This is a genomic window from Marinobacter sp. Arc7-DN-1 (assembly GCF_003441595.1).
GTDB lineage: Bacteria > Pseudomonadota > Gammaproteobacteria > Pseudomonadales > Oleiphilaceae > Marinobacter > Marinobacter metalliresistant.
Window position 1 is genome coordinate 4,025,395 of sequence record NZ_CP031848.1, and the last position, 16,285, is coordinate 4,041,679.

General features: G+C 62.2%; 14 protein-coding genes. All 14 read left to right on the plus strand.

Translation table 11 applies throughout. The annotated features are described in order from the left end of the window. The first annotated feature begins 15 nt into the window (after positions 1–15). The gene (gene nuoC, locus D0851_RS18885) at positions 16–1,794 is read left to right on the plus strand and encodes an NADH-quinone oxidoreductase subunit C/D (protein WP_117620011.1); all 1,779 of its coding nucleotides are present in this window, start codon (positions 16–18) and stop codon (positions 1,792–1,794) included. Beyond that, positions 1,794–2,309 (plus strand): NADH-quinone oxidoreductase subunit NuoE, encoded by a 516-nt coding sequence (gene nuoE, locus D0851_RS18890; protein WP_117620012.1) that lies wholly within the window; start codon positions 1,794–1,796, stop codon positions 2,307–2,309. Before nuoC ends, nuoE begins: the two co-directional genes overlap by 1 nt. Further along, positions 2,306–3,706 carry an NADH-quinone oxidoreductase subunit NuoF gene (gene nuoF / locus D0851_RS18895; protein ID WP_117620013.1) on the plus strand — a complete coding sequence of 467 codons (1,401 nt, stop codon included), beginning with the start codon at positions 2,306–2,308 and terminating at the stop codon, positions 3,704–3,706. Before nuoE ends, nuoF begins: the two co-directional genes overlap by 4 nt. Positions 3,707–3,766: 60 nt before the next feature. Next, a complete protein-coding gene (gene nuoG, locus D0851_RS18900; RefSeq protein ID WP_117620014.1) occupies positions 3,767–6,523 on the plus strand; it encodes an NADH-quinone oxidoreductase subunit NuoG in 2,757 nt (918 codons plus the stop codon). Further along, a complete protein-coding gene (nuoH, locus tag D0851_RS18905) occupies positions 6,520–7,497 on the plus strand; it encodes an NADH-quinone oxidoreductase subunit NuoH (protein WP_008169464.1) in 978 nt (325 codons plus the stop codon). The genes nuoG and nuoH overlap by 4 nt, the downstream gene beginning before the upstream one ends. Positions 7,498–7,506: 9 nt before the next feature. Beyond that, the gene (nuoI, locus tag D0851_RS18910) at positions 7,507–8,067 is read left to right on the plus strand and encodes an NADH-quinone oxidoreductase subunit NuoI (RefSeq protein WP_039881756.1); all 561 of its coding nucleotides are present in this window, start codon (positions 7,507–7,509) and stop codon (positions 8,065–8,067) included. Positions 8,068–8,085: 18 nt separating this feature from the next. Beyond that, positions 8,086–8,610: an NADH-quinone oxidoreductase subunit J gene (gene nuoJ, locus D0851_RS18915; RefSeq protein WP_117620015.1), complete on the plus strand. Its 525-nt coding sequence runs from the start codon at positions 8,086–8,088 to the stop codon at positions 8,608–8,610. Then, a complete protein-coding gene (nuoK, locus tag D0851_RS18920) occupies positions 8,607–8,915 on the plus strand; it encodes an NADH-quinone oxidoreductase subunit NuoK (RefSeq protein WP_008169467.1) in 309 nt (102 codons plus the stop codon). Before nuoJ ends, nuoK begins: the two co-directional genes overlap by 4 nt. Beyond that, a complete protein-coding gene (gene nuoL / locus D0851_RS18925) occupies positions 8,912–10,780 on the plus strand; it encodes an NADH-quinone oxidoreductase subunit L (RefSeq protein ID WP_008169468.1) in 1,869 nt (622 codons plus the stop codon). The genes nuoK and nuoL overlap by 4 nt, the downstream gene beginning before the upstream one ends. Beyond that, a complete protein-coding gene (gene nuoM, locus D0851_RS18930; protein WP_092031080.1) occupies positions 10,777–12,300 on the plus strand; it encodes an NADH-quinone oxidoreductase subunit M in 1,524 nt (507 codons plus the stop codon). The genes nuoL and nuoM overlap by 4 nt, the downstream gene beginning before the upstream one ends. Beyond that, the gene (nuoN, locus tag D0851_RS18935) at positions 12,297–13,733 is read left to right on the plus strand and encodes an NADH-quinone oxidoreductase subunit NuoN (RefSeq protein ID WP_413773558.1); all 1,437 of its coding nucleotides are present in this window, start codon (positions 12,297–12,299) and stop codon (positions 13,731–13,733) included. Before nuoM ends, nuoN begins: the two co-directional genes overlap by 4 nt. 210 nt (positions 13,734–13,943) lie before the next feature. Next, positions 13,944–14,264, plus strand: a complete 321-nt coding sequence (locus D0851_RS18940) for a P-II family nitrogen regulator (RefSeq protein WP_092031077.1) — start codon at positions 13,944–13,946, stop codon at positions 14,262–14,264. A 100-nt stretch (positions 14,265–14,364) separates the two neighbouring features. Then, positions 14,365–15,501 carry an NAD(P)/FAD-dependent oxidoreductase gene (locus tag D0851_RS18945; protein ID WP_162893778.1) on the plus strand — a complete coding sequence of 379 codons (1,137 nt, stop codon included), beginning with the start codon at positions 14,365–14,367 and terminating at the stop codon, positions 15,499–15,501. A gap of 34 nt (positions 15,502–15,535) precedes the next feature. Beyond that, the gene (locus tag D0851_RS18950) at positions 15,536–16,207 is read left to right on the plus strand and encodes a methyltransferase family protein (protein ID WP_117620018.1); all 672 of its coding nucleotides are present in this window, start codon (positions 15,536–15,538) and stop codon (positions 16,205–16,207) included. Positions 16,208–16,285 lie beyond the last annotated feature (78 nt).

Genomic DNA, 16,285 nt, shown 5'->3' on the forward strand with positions numbered 1-16,285 from the left:
AGATTAGTCCGCATCATGACCACAGACGCTCTCGATACGCATGCACCGGCCCAGTCCGGCATTGACCGGGCCCTCGGGCTTCTGGACGGATTCCGGGAACACATCGAGCACGTTCAGCCCACCCTGACCGGGCTTCCGGTGCTGTGGGTGCGACGTGAGCGGATAGTGGAGATACTGCGCCACCTGAAGGCGCAGCCGGCGTCTTTTTCCATGCTTTACGATCTCTCGGCCGTGGACGAGCGGCTCCGTGCCCACCGTGACGGGCTACCAGCCGCGGATTTCACGGTCTTCTACCATCTGTTGTCGGTGGATCGTAATGAAGACCTGATCATCAAGGTGGCGCTGACCGGTAGCGACCCGAACCTGCCAAGCGTGACCCGGGTGTTTGCCAATGCCAACTGGTATGAGCGGGAAATCTGGGATCTGTTCGGCATTACCGCAACCGGCCATCCCCATCTGCAACGGCTGCTCATGCCGCCCACCTGGCATGGCCACCCATTACGCAAGGACTATCCCGCGCGGGCCACGGAATTCGACCCCTACACCCTGACGGTGGAAGGCCAGAAGGTCGAGCAGGAGGCGCTGAAATTCGAACCGGAAGCCTGGGGCATGCAGCGTGAGCGGGACGGCAGCGAGTTCATGTTCCTCAATCTGGGCCCCAATCATCCCTCTGCCCACGGTGCCTTCCGGATCGTTCTTCAACTGGACGGCGAAGAGATTATCGACTGCGTGCCGGATATTGGCTATCACCACCGGGGCGCGGAAAAAATGGCCGAGCGCCAGACCTGGCACAGCTTCATTCCCTATACCGACCGCATCGACTACACCGGCGGCGTAATGAACAACCTTCCCTATGTCCTTGCGGTTGAGAAACTGGCGGGTATCGAGGTGCCCGACCGGGTCAAGACGGTCCGGGTGATGATGGCGGAGATGTTCCGTATTAGCAGCCATTTGCTGTTCCTGGGGACCTACCTGCAGGATCTGGGCGCCATGTCGCCGGTGTTCTACAGCTTCACTGACCGTCAGCGGGCCTACAAGGTGATTGAGGGTATCACCGGTTTTCGCATGCATCCGGCCTGGTACCGGATCGGCGGCCTTGCCCAGGACCTGCCCGTGGGCTGGCAGCAGCTGGTGCAGGAGTTCCTTGACTGGATGCCGCCGCGGCTGCGGGAATATGAGCTGGCCATGATGAAAAATGCCCTGGTGCGGGAGCGGACCCGGCATGTGGCTGCTTTCACCACCGCCGAGGCCCTGGAATGGGGCGTGACCGGTCCCAACCTGCGGGCCACCGGCTGCAACTTTGATCTGCGTAAGCAGCGGCCCTATTCCGGCTATGAGAATTTCGACTTCGAGGTGCCTCTGGGGCAGCATGGAGACGTTTTTGACCGGGGCCAGCTGCGTATTGAGGAAATGCGGCAGAGCCTGCGCATTATCCAGCAATGCGTCGATCACATGCCCGCGGGCGACTACAAGGCGGACCATCCGTTGACCACCCCGCCACCCAGGGAGCGGATGTTGCAGCACATCGAAACGCTGATCACCCACTTTCTGCAGGTGTCCTGGGGACCGGTTCTGAAACCCGGCGAATCCCTGCAAATGGTGGAGGCCACCAAGGGCATTAACAGTTACTACCTGACCAGCGACGGCAATAACATGAGCTACCGAACCCGCATCCGGACCCCGAGCTTTCCGCACCTGCAGCAGATACCGTCCTTGATGCGCGGAGGCTTCGTGCCGGACATGATCGCCCACCTGGGCAGTATCGATTTCGTAATGGCAGACGTGGATCGCTGATGATGGCAACAACCCCGCACACAACCGAACTGATCGGCAGTGACCGTTTTGAACTGCACCCAGACGACGAAGCCGCGATTCTCCGGGAAAAGGAACACTACGAGCAGCCCCAGGCCGCTTGTATCGAGGCGTTGAAAATCGTCCAGCGCCGCCATGGCTGGGTTCCCGACGGTGCCATCTTGGCCGTTGGCCGGTTGCTGGGCCTGGGATTCGCCGCGGTAGACGGCGTGGCTACCTTTTACAGCCTTATTTTCCGCCAGCCGGTAGGGCGCCATGTGATCCTGGTCTGCGACAGCAGCTCCTGCTTCCTGACCGGGTATGAAACGCTGAAACAGGCCCTGGTGGAGAAGCTGGGAGTGGACTACGGCGCCACCACCGCCGATGGCCGCTTCACCCTGTTGCCCGTGTGTTGTCTCGGCGCCTGTGACGGTGCCCCGGCGCTGATGATTGACGGGGAAACCTTCGGGCCGGTCACACCGGAGGATCTGTCCGACCTACTGGAGGGCTACGAATGAGCGGATCCACCTCAGGTCAAGGCAACCCGCTGCGTTATCACAGCCGGATACGGCAATCCAGTACCGAGCGTCAACCCGAAACCCATCCGCTGACCTGGAGGCTGAGGGACGACGGCGAGGTGGTCTGGCTCGGCGAATATCTGGATAAGGATGGTTATCAGTCGGTCCGCCGGGCATTGGCCGAGAGCGACCCCCAGGGCATCATCACCGTGGTGAAAGACGCCAATGTGCGTGGCCGGGGCGGCGCCGGTTTTTCCGCTGGCGTCAAGTGGAGCCTGACGCTGCAGGGGGGTGACATGCCCCGGGGCTACCTGATCTGCAACGCGGATGAAATGGAACCGGGCACCTTCAAGGACCGGTTGCTGATGGAGCAGCAACCCCACCTGCTGATTGAGGGGATGATCCTCGGAGCCCGGGCCAACAACGCCCGGCAAGGCTACATTTTTCTGCGGGGTGAATACGTGGAGGCGGCCCGGGTGCTGAACCGGGCCATTGATGAGGCCCGCGAAGCCGGCTGGCTGGGGCCGGATATTGATGGCAGCGGGTTCGATTTCGACATCGCGGTGCATACGGGGGCGGGGCGCTACATCTGCGGCGAGGAAACGGCTCTGATCAATGCACTGGAGGGGAAGCGCGCCAATCCCCGGGGCAAGCCGCCGTTCCCCGGCCAGTCCGGAGCCTGGGGCAGGCCCACGGTGGTTAACAACGTCGAGACCCTGTGCAACATACCCGCCGTGATTCTCCATGGCGCTGACTGGTATCAGAACCTGTCCGGCAACCGTACCGGTGACGGCGGCACCAAGCTTTATGGCGTGTCGGGGCCGGTTGCGGAGCCGGGCCTCTGGGAGCTGCCCATGGGCGTCACCGGGGCCGAGCTGCTCGACCGGGCCGGGGGGCTGCAGCAAGGCCGTCGGCTCAAGACGTGGTTGCCCGGGGGCACCAGTACCGGCTTCCTGTTGCCGGAGCATCTGGAGCTGCCCCTGGACTTTGACTCTATCGCCAATGTCGGCAGCCGGCTGGGCACCGGCCTGATGATGGCGGTCCCCGAGGACCGGGGCATGGTATCGCTGATGCGCAACCTGGAGGAGTTCTTCGCCCGGGAATCCTGCGGCTGGTGCACTCCGTGCCGTGATGGTCTGCCCTGGGTGGTAAAACTGCTCCGGGACCTGGAAAAGGGACAGGGGCAGGCCGGCGACATCGAATTGCTCGACAAGTTGGCGGCGGACTGTGGTCCGGGGTTGACCTTCTGCGCCCTTGCCCCTGGCGCCGCCATGCCGCTGGAAACAGCGCTGCGGCACTTCCGGCAGGAGTTTGAGCAGGGCATTGGCAAGGTAAGCGGCGACACCCGGGGCGTTCCGAACCGGGTCGCAGCGGACGCGCCGGCAAACAACCGTTAGTTTCAACAGTCACTTTCAACAAACAGTGATCGCACTTTCTAGGTGAAGGCAGAAGCAAGCATGGCGACGATTCACGTGGACGGAAAAACCTACGAGGTCAACGGGGCGCACAACCTGCTCCAGGCCTGCCTGTCACTGGGCCTGGATATTCCCTACTTCTGCTGGCATCCGGCCATGGGAAGTGTCGGCGCCTGTCGCCAGTGCGCGGTGCGCCAGTACAAGGACAAGGACGATAACAAGGGCGTTCTGGTCATGTCCTGTATGACCCCGGCGGCGGACCAGACCCGAATCGATATCGATGACGAGGAAGCCCGGGCTTTCCGGGCCAGTGTGGTGGAGTGGCTGATGATCAATCACCCCCACGACTGCCCGGTGTGCGAGGAGGGCGGCCATTGCCACCTGCAGGACATGACGGTAATGACCGGCCATGACCGCCGCCGCTACCGGTTCAACAAGCGCACTCGCCGCAACCAGTACCTGGGGCCGTTCATCGCCCACGAAATGAACCGCTGCATTACCTGCTACCGGTGCGTGCGCTTTTACAATGACTACGCCGGTGGCACCGATCTGGGCGCCTTTGGTGCCCGGGACAACATCTACTTCGGACGATACGCCGAAGGCACACTGGAAAGCCCGTTCTCCGGCAACCTCACCGAAGTCTGCCCCACTGGGGTGTTCACCGACCAGAGTCATTCCGATCACTACACCCGAAAGTGGGACCTGCAGTATGCCCCCGGCATCTGCCACCAGTGCGCGGTCGGTTGCAACATCAGCCCCGGGGAACGCTACGGCGAGATTCGCCGCATCGAAAACCGCTACCACGGTGAGGTTAACAGCCACTTCCTCTGTGACCGCGGCCGGTTTGGTTACGGATACGTCAACCGCGCCGACCGGCCGCGGGTTCCGGAATGGACCGAACGGCCGGGGCAGGAGGCCGTGACGCTGGGGGTGGATCCGGCCCTGGAGCGTATCACCGGCGCCCTGCGTCAGGCCCGGCGCATCATCGGCATCGGATCGCCCCGGGCCAGTCTGGAAAGCAATCACCAGCTATTGGCCATGGTGGGGCCGGAAAACTTTTCCACCGGGATAGAGTCCCGGGAGCAGGCGTGCCTGGCCATAATGAACCGGCTGCAGGAAACGTCGGGACTGCCCACCCCGACACCCCGGGAAATAGAACGCCACGATGCCATTCTGGTGCTGGGCGAGGACCCGGTCCAGAGCGCCGCGCGCCTGGGGCTGAATCTGCGTCAGGCTGTGCTGTCACGGCGGGAAGAACTGGCTGAACAGATCGGCGTGCCGGCCTGGAATGCCGAGGCCGTCAAGACCCTGGGGCAGGACCGGTACCACCCGCTGCACATTGTCTGGCCAGCGCCCACCGAGCTGGACAGTGTCGCTGTCGCCCGCCATGCCCTGGCGCCGGATGATATCGCCCGGCTCGGTTTCGCGGTGGCTCATGCCATCGACCCGGCGGCGCCCCCGGTGGACGGCCTCGACCCGGCCAGCCAGGAGCGGGCCGGAGAAATCGCCGTCAGCCTGTTAAAAGCGGCGCGGCCGCTGGTTGTCAGCGGCGGCTCCCTCGCCAGCGAGGCCATCCTGGAAGCCGCCGGTGCGGTTGCCCGGGCCCTGTCCAGGCGGGCAGCGCAGGGTGGGCTGGTGTTGATCCGGCGGGAGGCCAACAGCACCGGGCTGTCGCTCATGGGGGGGCAGACACTGGACTGGGCGCTGGATGAGTTGAGTGAGGGCCGGGCCGATGCGGTGGTGGTGCTGGAGAACGACCTGTATCAACGCCTGCCCGCCGACCGGGTGGAGCAGGCCCTGGCCCGTGCCAACACCCGCGTGGTGCTGGACCACCAGCGGACGAGAACCGCCGAGGGGGCGGACTTCATCCTGCCTGCTGCCAGTTTCGCGGAAGGGAGCGGAACCCTGGTAAATCTGGAAGGGCGGGCCCAGCGCTTCTTCCGGGTGTTCGAACCGGCCTACCTGCGCCCCGAGACCCGAATTCACGAGAGCTGGCGCTGGTTACACACCCTGGCCGCCGGGCTGCGGGGCGAAGCCCCCGGGGATATCAGCCTGGATCTGGCCACCCGGGCCTGCGCCGGGGCCCATCCAGGCCTGGCCGGGATTGTGGATGCCGCGCCCGGGCCCGATTATCGCATAGAGGGCCTGCGGCTGGCCCGTGAGCCCCAGCGTTACAGCGGCCGCACCGCCATGCGCGCCAACCTCGATGTAAATGAACCCCGCCCGCCACAGGATACCGATACACCCTTCGCTTACTCCATGGAAGGCTACAGCGGATTTGACCGGCCCCGGCAGCAGATACCTTTCGCCTGGGCGCCGGGCTGGAATTCCCCGCAGGCGTGGAACAAGTTCACCGATGAAGTGGGCGGTCACCTGCGCGGAGGGGACCCGGGCGTAAGATTGATTCGGCCTCAGCCCGGCCATCGCGAATACCCCGACCCGGTCTTTGATGACGGCGCCACTGACAGCAACGGGCTGCGGGCGCTGGTGTTGCCACGGGTGTTCGGGGGGGAGGAAACGTCTGCCCGGGCTGAACCTGTCCGGCAGCGGATGACCGCGCCGGTGGTCATCCTGGCCCGCCCGGATGCCGAGGCGCTGGGCGTGCGCGACGGCGACAGCCTGACGCTGCTTGGTGTGCGCGAGGGCGACAGCCTGATGCTGTTTGGCGGTCCGGCCATTACGGTATCGGAGCAGGAAGACTGGCCCCCCGGCTGGGCTGGCCTGCCCGCGGGATTGTTGCCCGGCCTGGGGCAGGGCGCGACACTCACTTTAGGAAAACCCACGGGAGGTGAGTCATGAGCTGGTGGACTCCGCAACTGGCAGCCACTCTCTGGGCCATGTTCCAGGCGCTGGTGATCCTGCTTGCCGTGGTCGTGGTGGGAGCGGCACTGACCGTGGTCGAACGTCGGCTGCTGGGCCTCTGGCAGGATCGTTATGGTCCCAACCGGGTAGGGCCATTCGGCACTCTTCAACTGATTGCCGATATGCTGAAGATCTTTTTCAAGGAAGACTGGACTCCGCCCTTTGCCAGCCGCGCCCTGTTTATGCTGGCACCCAACCTTGCCTTCGCTTCCCTGCTGCTGTCTTTCGTTATTATCCCCATAACACCGGGGTGGGGGGTGGCGGACATGCACATCGGGCTGCTGTTCTTCCTCGCGCTGGCCGGCATCAACGTCTACGCGGTGTTAATCGGTGGCTGGGCCAGTGGCAATAAGTATGCCTTGCTCGGCGCGTTGCGAGCCTCGGCCCAGACCCTGTCCTACGAAGTGTTCATGGGGCTGTCGCTCATGGGTGTGGTGGCCATGGCCGGCTCCTTCAACCTGCGCGACATCGTCGCGGCCCAGGAAGGCCTGTGGTTCGTGATTCCCCAGTTCCTGGGTTTCGTCACGTTTCTGATCGCCGGCATCGCGGTGACACACCGCCACCCTTTCGACCAGCCGGAGGCGGAACAGGAACTGGCGGATGGTTACCATGTCGAGTACTCCGGTATGAAGTTCGGCATGTTTTTCATTGGCGAATACGTGGGCATGGTGCTGGTTTCCGCGCTGATCGTGACATTGTTTTTCGGCGGCTGGCAGGGCCCCTGGCTGCCACCCATTGTGTGGTTTGCCCTCAAGACCAGCTTCTTCCTGATGCTGTTTATCCTGCTCCGGGCATCGCTGCCACGGCCCAGGTATGACCGGGTGATGAGCTTTGGTTGGCGGGTGTGTCTGCCGCTGACCCTGGTCAATCTGCTGGCTACCGGGGCGGTGCTGCTACTGACCGGTTCATAGGGAGGAAAGATGCGTAAAAACAAGGTGTTGTCGGTGTTATGGCTGATACCGGCCAGTTGGTCGCTGCTGCGTACCATGTGGATGGTATTCATGCACGGCTTCCGCAAGCGGGAAACCGTGAACTATCCGGAAGAGGAAGTTTATCTGCCTCCTCGGTACCGGGGCCGCATCATACTCACCCGGGATCCGGACGGCGAAGAACGATGCGTGGCGTGCAACCTTTGCGCGGTGGCCTGCCCGGTGGATTGTATTTCCCTGCAGAAAGGTGAAAAAGACGACGGCCGCTGGTATCCGGAGTTCTTCCGCATCAACTTTTCCCGTTGCATTTTCTGCGGCATGTGTGAAGAGGCCTGCCCCACCTCCGCCATCCAGTTGACACCGGATTTCGAGATGGGCGAGTACCAGCGTCAGCAGTTGGTGTACGAGAAGGAAGATCTGCTGATCAACGGCCCCGGCAAGGACCACGACTACCACTTTTACAAGGTTGCCGGCATGGCTATCGCCGGCAAGGATAAAGGTGAGGCACAGAACGAGGAGGTCCCGGAGGATGTCCGTACGCTTTTACCCTGACCAAAAAAGGAACTACTGATGGAACTGGGATTCTACCTTAGCGGCCTGGTGGCGGTGCTGGCCACGGTCGGTCTTATCAGCGGCTCCAGTCCGGTGCATGCGGTGGTGTACCTGATTGTTTCGCTGATTGCCGTCGCCCTGGTGTTCTTCGCCCTGGGCGCGCCCTTTGCCGGTGCTCTCGAGATTATCGTCTATGCCGGCGCCATAATGGTGCTGTTCGTGTTCGTGGTGATGATGCTCAACCTGCGTCCGGAGGCCAAGCGGGATCCCCTGTGGCAACGTCCGGGCTACTGGCTCGGGCCGTCGCTGCTGGCTCTGGTGTTGCTGGTGGCGCTGGTGGCGCTGATCGGCGACGGGCAGGCAGGCATGACCATTGACGGTGAGCTGATAACCGCCCGGGACATCGGCCTCACCCTGTTCGGCCCATGGCTGATAGTGGTGGAACTGGCCGCCATTCTGCTGCTGGCGGCGCTGGTGACGGCGTCCCACGTGGGCCGGCGCAACAAACCCCGGGGCAATCGCAACCGTGGAGGCACCCGATGACTGGTATCCCGATGGAGCATGGCCTGATCCTGGCCGTTATTCTTTTCAGCCTGGGGTTGGCCGGGTTGATGCTGAGGCGCAGTATGCTGTTCGTTCTCATGAGCCTGGAAGTCATGCTCAATGCCGCCGCGCTGGCCTTTGTGGTGGGCAGCACCGCCTGGAACCAGCCGGACGGGCAGGCCATGTTCCTGCTGGTCATCACCCTGGCGGCAGCCGAGGCCAGCGTCGGCCTGGCGCTGATGATACAGCTTTACCAGCGTTTCCGTTCACTTGAGCTGCACGAAGTCAGCAGGATGCGTGGATGATGATGGCTGCGACTTTACTGTCATTTCTGTTACCTCTGGCCGGTGCCATTGTTCTCGGCTTTTCCGGCGGGCGGCTGGGACCGCGGGCCAGCGCGGCCATTGGCGTGGGCAGCGTGGGGCTGGCCGCGCTGGCCACCGCCTGGGCCCTGCTGACCTTCTCCGGCGACAGCCAGGGCTTCACGCTCTGGACCTGGGTTTCCGTGGGCGAGTTCCAGCCGACCATGGGCGTGGTGGTTGATCGTCTCTCGCTGGTCATGATGTCGATCATCACCGGCGTGGGTTTCCTGATTCACCTGTTCGCTGTCTGGTACATGGTGGGCGAGGCCGGTATAACCCGCTTCTATGCCTGGATGAACCTGTTTGTGTTCAGCATGCTGGTGCTGGTGCTGGCCGATAACCTGCTGTTGCTGTTTCTCGGTTGGGAAGGCGTTGGCCTTTGCAGCTACGGCCTTATCGGCTACTACTATCAGAACGAAGCTAATGGGCGGGCGGCGTTCAAGGCGTTTATCGTGACCCGCACAGGTGACGTATTCCTTGCCCTGGGGCTGTTCCTGATCTTCGTGGAACTCGGCACCCTCGATATCGGATTGGTGCTGGAGCAGGCACCACGGGTCTGGGCCGAGGGGAGTGTCACTGCCAATCTTGCGGCCTTGCTGGTCCTTGGCGGTGCCCTGGGCAAGTCTGCACAGGTGCCGCTGCACACCTGGCTGCCGGATGCCATGGCAGGCCCCACTCCGGTGTCGGCCCTGATCCACGCGGCCACCATGGTGACCGCCGGCGTTTATCTGATTGCACGCCTGAACGGGCTGTTCCTGCTGGCACCGGATGTGATGTGGCTGGTGGGCATCATCGGAGCCCTGTCGCTGTTGCTGGCGGCCTTCGCGGCCCTGGCCCAGACCGACATCAAGCGGGTGCTGGCCTATTCCACCATGAGCCAGATCGGCTACATGTTCCTGGCGCTGGGGGTCGGGGCGTTTGACGCGGCCATTTTTCACCTGATGACCCACGCCTTCTTCAAGGCATTGCTGTTCCTTTCAGCTGGGGCCGTTATCATCAGTTGCCACCATGAACAGGATCTGAGCCGGCTGGGTGGGCTCTGGCGCAAACTGCCGGTCGCCTATGCCGGTTTCCTGGCGGGGGGCGCGTCGCTGGTGGCATTGCCGCTGGTAACCGCGGGCTTCTTCAGCAAGGACGAGATTCTCTGGCAGGCCATGGCCTCGGGCCACTACGGACTGTTCGCGGCGGGTCTGACCGGAGCCGTGCTAACCGGCCTGTACACGGTGCGGCTGATCCTGGGCATTTTTCATGGCCAGCCCCGCAGTGATCATGCACGCCATCCCCGGCCGGGCACCAGTCCCCTCAGGCATCACCTGCCTTTGGCAATCCTGGCCGTGCTTTCCACCTTCGTTGGTGCCTGGCTGTACCCGGGGCTTGAGGTGGTGTTCCCGCCGCCCCCCGATGATGCCACGAACGCCGGCCACACCCTGTTTCAGTTCCTGGCGACCGGAGCGGTGCTTGCTGGCCTGGCTCTGGCTGGCTGGCTGTTCCTGGCGCGGCGCCGGTGGCTTGACGCAAAGGTCGGTCGGGGCTTGGGGGCGCGGCTCTGGATCCTGTTCAACCGGGCCTGGGGCTTCGATGCCCTGTTCGACCGGACACTGGTCCGGCCCTGGCAGGCCCTGGTACGCGTGCTGCGTTTCGACTTTATTAACCTGGGGATGAACCTGCCGGCCGTGATTGCCCGCCTGTGCAATGCGGGCCTGGTGCGGTCCCAGGACGGCCAGCTGCGGACTTACGCCAAAGTGATGGTATTCGGTGCCACGGTGATACTGGTTGGCCTGGTAATGACTCAGGGAGGTGGCGCATGATTCTGTTCTGGCTGATTCTGATTCCCTTCCTCGGTGGCATGCTGTGCTGGCACTCGGAGCGTTGGGGCGAACAGGCGCCGCGCTGGATTGCCCTGGCCACCATGCTGTTCGTGCTGGCGGTCAGCGTCGTGCTTTGGGCAGGCGGTGATTTCAGCGCCTATGGCACCGGCGAGAGACCGTGGCTGCTGGAGTGGCGAGTCCCCTGGATTCCTCGTTTTGGCATCGAGATTCATCTGGCTCTGGACGGCTTGTCGCTGATCCTGATTGCGCTGACCGGCTTTCTGGGTGCCTTGGCGGTACTTTGCTCATGGAAAGAGATTGTCGAGCGGGTGGGCTTTTTTCATCTGAATCTGCTGTTTGTTCTGGGCGGCGTGGTGGGTGTGTTTCTGGCGCTGGACCTGCTCCTGTTCTTCCTGTTCTGGGAAGTGATGCTGGTACCCATGTATTTTCTGATTGCCCTCTGGGGGCACAGCGGCTCCCCGGGGCAAACCCGGATTCGTGCCGCCACCCGCTTCTTCATCTACACCCAGGCCAGCGGCCTGCTGATGCTGGTGGCGATCCTTGCGCTGGTGTTCGTGCATTACACCAGCTCCGGCGAGATAACCTTCAGCTATGACGCACTGTTGAACGCCGACGTGCCCGACAATCTGTCCTTCTGGATTATGCTCGGGTTTTTTATTGCCTTTGCGGTGAAGCTGCCTGTCGTGCCTTTTCATGGCTGGCTGCCGGATGCGCACGCCCAGGCGCCCACTGCCGGCAGCGTGGACCTTGCGGGCATTCTGCTGAAAACCGCCGCCTACGGCATGCTGCGCTTTGCGATTCCGTTGTTTCCGGAACAGTCCCAGGCCTTTGCGCCGGTGGCCATGGCGCTGGGGGTCGTGGGTATTATTTACGGCGCGGTCCTGGCCTGCGGCCAGCAGGATATCAAGCGGCTGATTGCCTATGCCAGCATATCCCATATGGGGTTCGTGCTGATTGCCGTTTATTCCGGATCCGAACTGGCGATCCAGGGCGCAATCGTACTCATGGTGGCCCATGCGTTCTCCAGTGCCGCTCTGTTCATTCTCAGTGGCCAGCTCTTTGAACGCATTCATACCCGGGATATGCGTCGCATGGGCGGGCTCTGGGGCCGCATACCGGTGTTGCCCGGCGTGACCTTGTTTTTCCTGGCGGCCTCTCTGGGGATGCCCGCCACGGCCAATTTCCTTGGCGAGTTCATGGTACTGTTCGGTACCTTCCGCAGCGCTCCGGTGGTGGTGGTCATCGCCAGCGCCGGGCTGGTGCTTGGCGCGATCTATTCACTGCTGATGATGCAGCGGGTGCATTTCGGTCGCGAACAACAACCGGGCCTGCTCGCGGGTCCGGATGTGCGGGAGTACGGCATGATGTTGGCCTTGATCGGACTCACCCTGGCAGTGGGCCTGAATCCGCAACCCCTGCTTGATACCACGGCGTCAATGGTCCGGCCGGTGGCGGACCTGTTCATGGCGGGCCCGGTCCGGGCAGGAGGGATGAACTGATGCTGACCCTGATCGATCTTGTGGGGCTGCTGCCCCTGCTTATTGTCGCCTCGACAGCCGTACTGGTAATGCTGGGCGTCGCCTGGCGACGCCACCACGGTGGTACCGCGGCGGTCACTGTCAGCGGTCTGGCCCTGGCCCTGGCGAGCCTGCCGCTGGCCTCGGCCGCGCCCTCTTCGCCGCCGCTGATGATCTTTGACGGCCTTGCCCTCATGGGCAGCGCGCTGGTGTTGGTGAGCGGCCTGTTTATCGCCGCCATGAGCCATGGTTACCTGGCCGGCTACAGGGGGCCGCGGGAAGAGTTTTACCTGTTGTTGCTTTGCGCGGTAACAGGTGCCCTGGGCCTTGTGGCCAGCAACCACCTGGCCACCCTGTTCATCAGCCTTGAATTGCTGTCGATGCCTTTGTACGGCATGGTGGCGTACAGTTTCCGGACAGAACGGTCCCTGGAGGCGGGGATCAAATACCTCATATTGTCCGCCGCCGCCACCGCCTTTCTGCTGTTTGGCATGGCGTTGATCTATGCCCGCACCGGCCACCTTGAGCTGACGGCACTCGCCGCGGGGGTTGCTGGCAGTCCGGACCCCTGGATTCTGGGCGGCGCCGCACTGTTACTGGTGGGGCTGGGGTTCAAGTTGTCCATCATACCGTTTCACCAGTGGACACCGGACGTATACCAGGGAGGTCTGGCGCCGGCGACCACTGTGCTGGCCACGGTGAGCAAACTGGCGGTGTTTCTGGTATTGCTGCGGCTGGTACTGGTGGCCCCGGTCTTCGGCAGTGGATGGCTCCTTGGCCTGATCAGCCTGCTGGCTCTTCTCAGCATGTTCGGTGGCAACCTGCTGGCCCTGTTCCAGCCTGACCTGAAGCGCCTGCTGGGCTACTCTTCCATCGCCCATATGGGCTACCTGCTGGTGGCCGTTATAGTAGGTGGCCCCCTGGCGTTGGAAACCACCGGGGTTTACCTGTTCACCTATATTGTGGCCACCATGGGGGCGTTTGGCGTGATTATGCATGTCTCCGGCACTGGCAGTGGCGAGGATGCCTCCGGGTTGCACCATTACAGGGGACTGTTCTGGCACAGCCCCTGGCTGGCAGCATTATTGACTCTGAGCATGTTGTCCCTGGCCGGCATTCCGCTGACCGCCGGATTCTTCGGTAAATTCTATATCATCGCCCTGGGTGTGGAAGGCAGCCGGTGGTGGCTTGTTGGAGGGATCGTTATCGGCAGCGTTATCGGGCTGTTCTACTACCTGAGGGTGATCGTCACCCTGTATCTGCGCGAACCGGGTATGCAGCAGGCGGTGGCGGATGCCGGCCGGGGTCGGGTAGAGAAGCTCGCCCTTCTGATTGTTGCCGTCTCAATACTGCTGCTGGGTATTTACCCGGTGCCGTTTATTGACTGGGTGGCGGGTCTCGCCTGGGCGGCCTGACAGCCGTAAGCAGAGGGTCAGAGGGGCCTGGGGAATGTGTCATCATTTTTTCACCGGCGGCCAGGCTTCTTTGACTTAAATCAATATAGCCCCGGCTTTTTTCAGATTGTTCCCTATTTTCAGTGTCAGTTCAGTTGTGGGTGATTAACTGTCACTTCCAAGCCGAAGAACCGGAGCGATCCTTCTTCAGCTCACTGACGAGGAGGCGAAATGAATACGAAGTTTTGCAAAGTGACTGCGATCTTCTCCAGTCTGGACTTGAAGAAAGTAGAGGATGCGCTGATCGCGGCTGGTTTTTCCGGTATGACTGTGTCTAAAACCCATGGCCGTGGCCGATATAAAAACTACTATGCCAAGGACACCATGGCCGATTCCGTTCGCGTGGAGATATTCACGGAAGCCGAGCAGGCAGACGAGATCGTTGACCTCATTGCCCGAACGGTGCACAAGGGGCTTGCCAGCGACGGAATCATAGCCGTGCTGCCGGTGGAAGACCTGCTGCACATCCGTGACTTCAAGGAGGCCCAGTGATCGGGTATCGCTGTGTCTTATGTCTTTGTGACAAGGTGAGGGGAAGGCGGGTGCGGACATGATGGGCGTCAACGAGGCTGGGACTGGTATCGGAGCCATGATGTCAGACAACAGAAATGGCGCGGTCGAGATTGCCGGCGCCGGACCGGCCGGGCTGGCAGCCGCCATCACACTGGCGCGCTCGGGGCGACCAGTTATCGTGCATGAGGCCCGGGCCGAGGTGGGGCACCGCTTCAAACGGGACCTGCAGGGGTTGGAGAACTGGAGCACGCAGCAGGATGCCCTGGCGGTGTTGCAGGAACTCGGAATCACCACCGACTTCAAGCGAGTTCCATGCCGCCGTGGTACCGCCTTTGATGCCTGGGATTCCCCGTACGCCATTGAGAGCATTGAGCCGCTGTTCTACCTGGTGGAGCGTGGCTCCGGGCCAGACACATTGGACACGGCGTTGCTGAGACAGGCCAGGGAACTGGGCGTGCAGGTGCATTTCAAAAGCCGGCTGCGGCATGCCCGGGGCCCGGCCATCCTGGCGACTGGCCCAAAGGCCGCCGATGCCATTGCGGTCGGCTATCATTTCGATACATCCATGCCGGACGGTTTCTGGGCAATTTGTGATAACAACCTTGCCCCTAAAGGGTATGCCTACCTTTTGGTAATGGGAGGCAAGGGAACGGTAAAGAGTTGCATGTTTACTGGTTTCAGGGATGAAGCAAAGTATGTGGAGCGAACTGTCAGTGCGTTTCAGAGGCTGGCCGGCATGGAGATGATGAATCCTCAGCCGCACGGCGGTGTTGGAAACTTCCGTATCCCTGTAACCGCATTGTCCGGGGTGCACCCGGTAGCGGGTGAGCAGGCCGGTTTCCAGGATACGCTGTGGGGCTTCGGGATGCGCGCGGCCATCACCTCCGGCGTGCTGGCCGCACGCAGTCTGCTGCATGGTGACGACTACAACCGGCTTTGGCGAGAATCCCTGGAGCGTCCGATGGCGGCGGCGTTGGTGAACCGCGCGTTTTATGGGCTGCTGGGTAACCGCGGTTATCGCTGGTGCATGCGCCGCCAGGAAAACCATCTGGATGCGCGCGAGTTTTTGCGCCGTCTCTACCGGCCCACACTTGCCAGGCGTCTGCTGGCGCCGTTGGCGGGTTTGCATTTGCGGAGCCAGCGACGGGATATAAGCTGCAATCATGTCGATTGCAGCTGTGTCTGGTGCCGGCATGGCCGGGAGCCGCATACGTGATGTCAACCGTCCGCAAGGATTTCGGAGTTGAGTGATGAATGAATCGATCAGTCATAGTGGGGCATGGGGCATCGCGATTATTGTTATCGTACTGGTATCCTGGTTCTTTTACCGCTATTTTGCGCCGAAGAACTGGCGCGAGTGGGCAGGCGCCGGGGCGGTACAGGCCTTTATCATCGCGCTGTATGCGGAGATGTACGGCTTTCCGCTGACCATTTACCTGTTGGTGCGTTTTTTCGGCCTCGACAGTGAGTACGTCAGTGCAAGCCTCTGGTCCACACTGGTTGGTCTGGGCGAGACCGGCATGCTCGTCTCGATGCTGGTTGGCTACGCAATTGCGTTCATCGGCGTGGGCCTGTTCATCCAGGGATGGCGCCAGGTATACCGGGCACGCAAGGAAGACAGACTGGTTACCGATGGGCTTTATGCCTATGTTCGACATCCTCAGTACACCGGCTTGTTCATTGCCCTGTTCGGTGAGGGCGTGGTTCACTGGCCAACGTTGTTCTCGATCGGGTTGTTCCCGGTGATCGTGCTCGTCTACGTCTGGCTGGCGTATCGTGAGGAAGAACAGGTGATCGCCCGGTTCGGCGACACCTATCGCATCTATCAACGGCAAGTGCCCATGTTCATTCCCCGCTGGAGTCAGTGGCGGCGGCTTGCGGATGCATCGCACGACCGCTCCGATCAGGGCGATCCGAAGTGACGGAGTCCGGCGGCGACCCCTCGAAGGTAAGCGGCGGATTTCGCAAGACTATTTTGGTAATGTAAGGTTGTTGGGGTG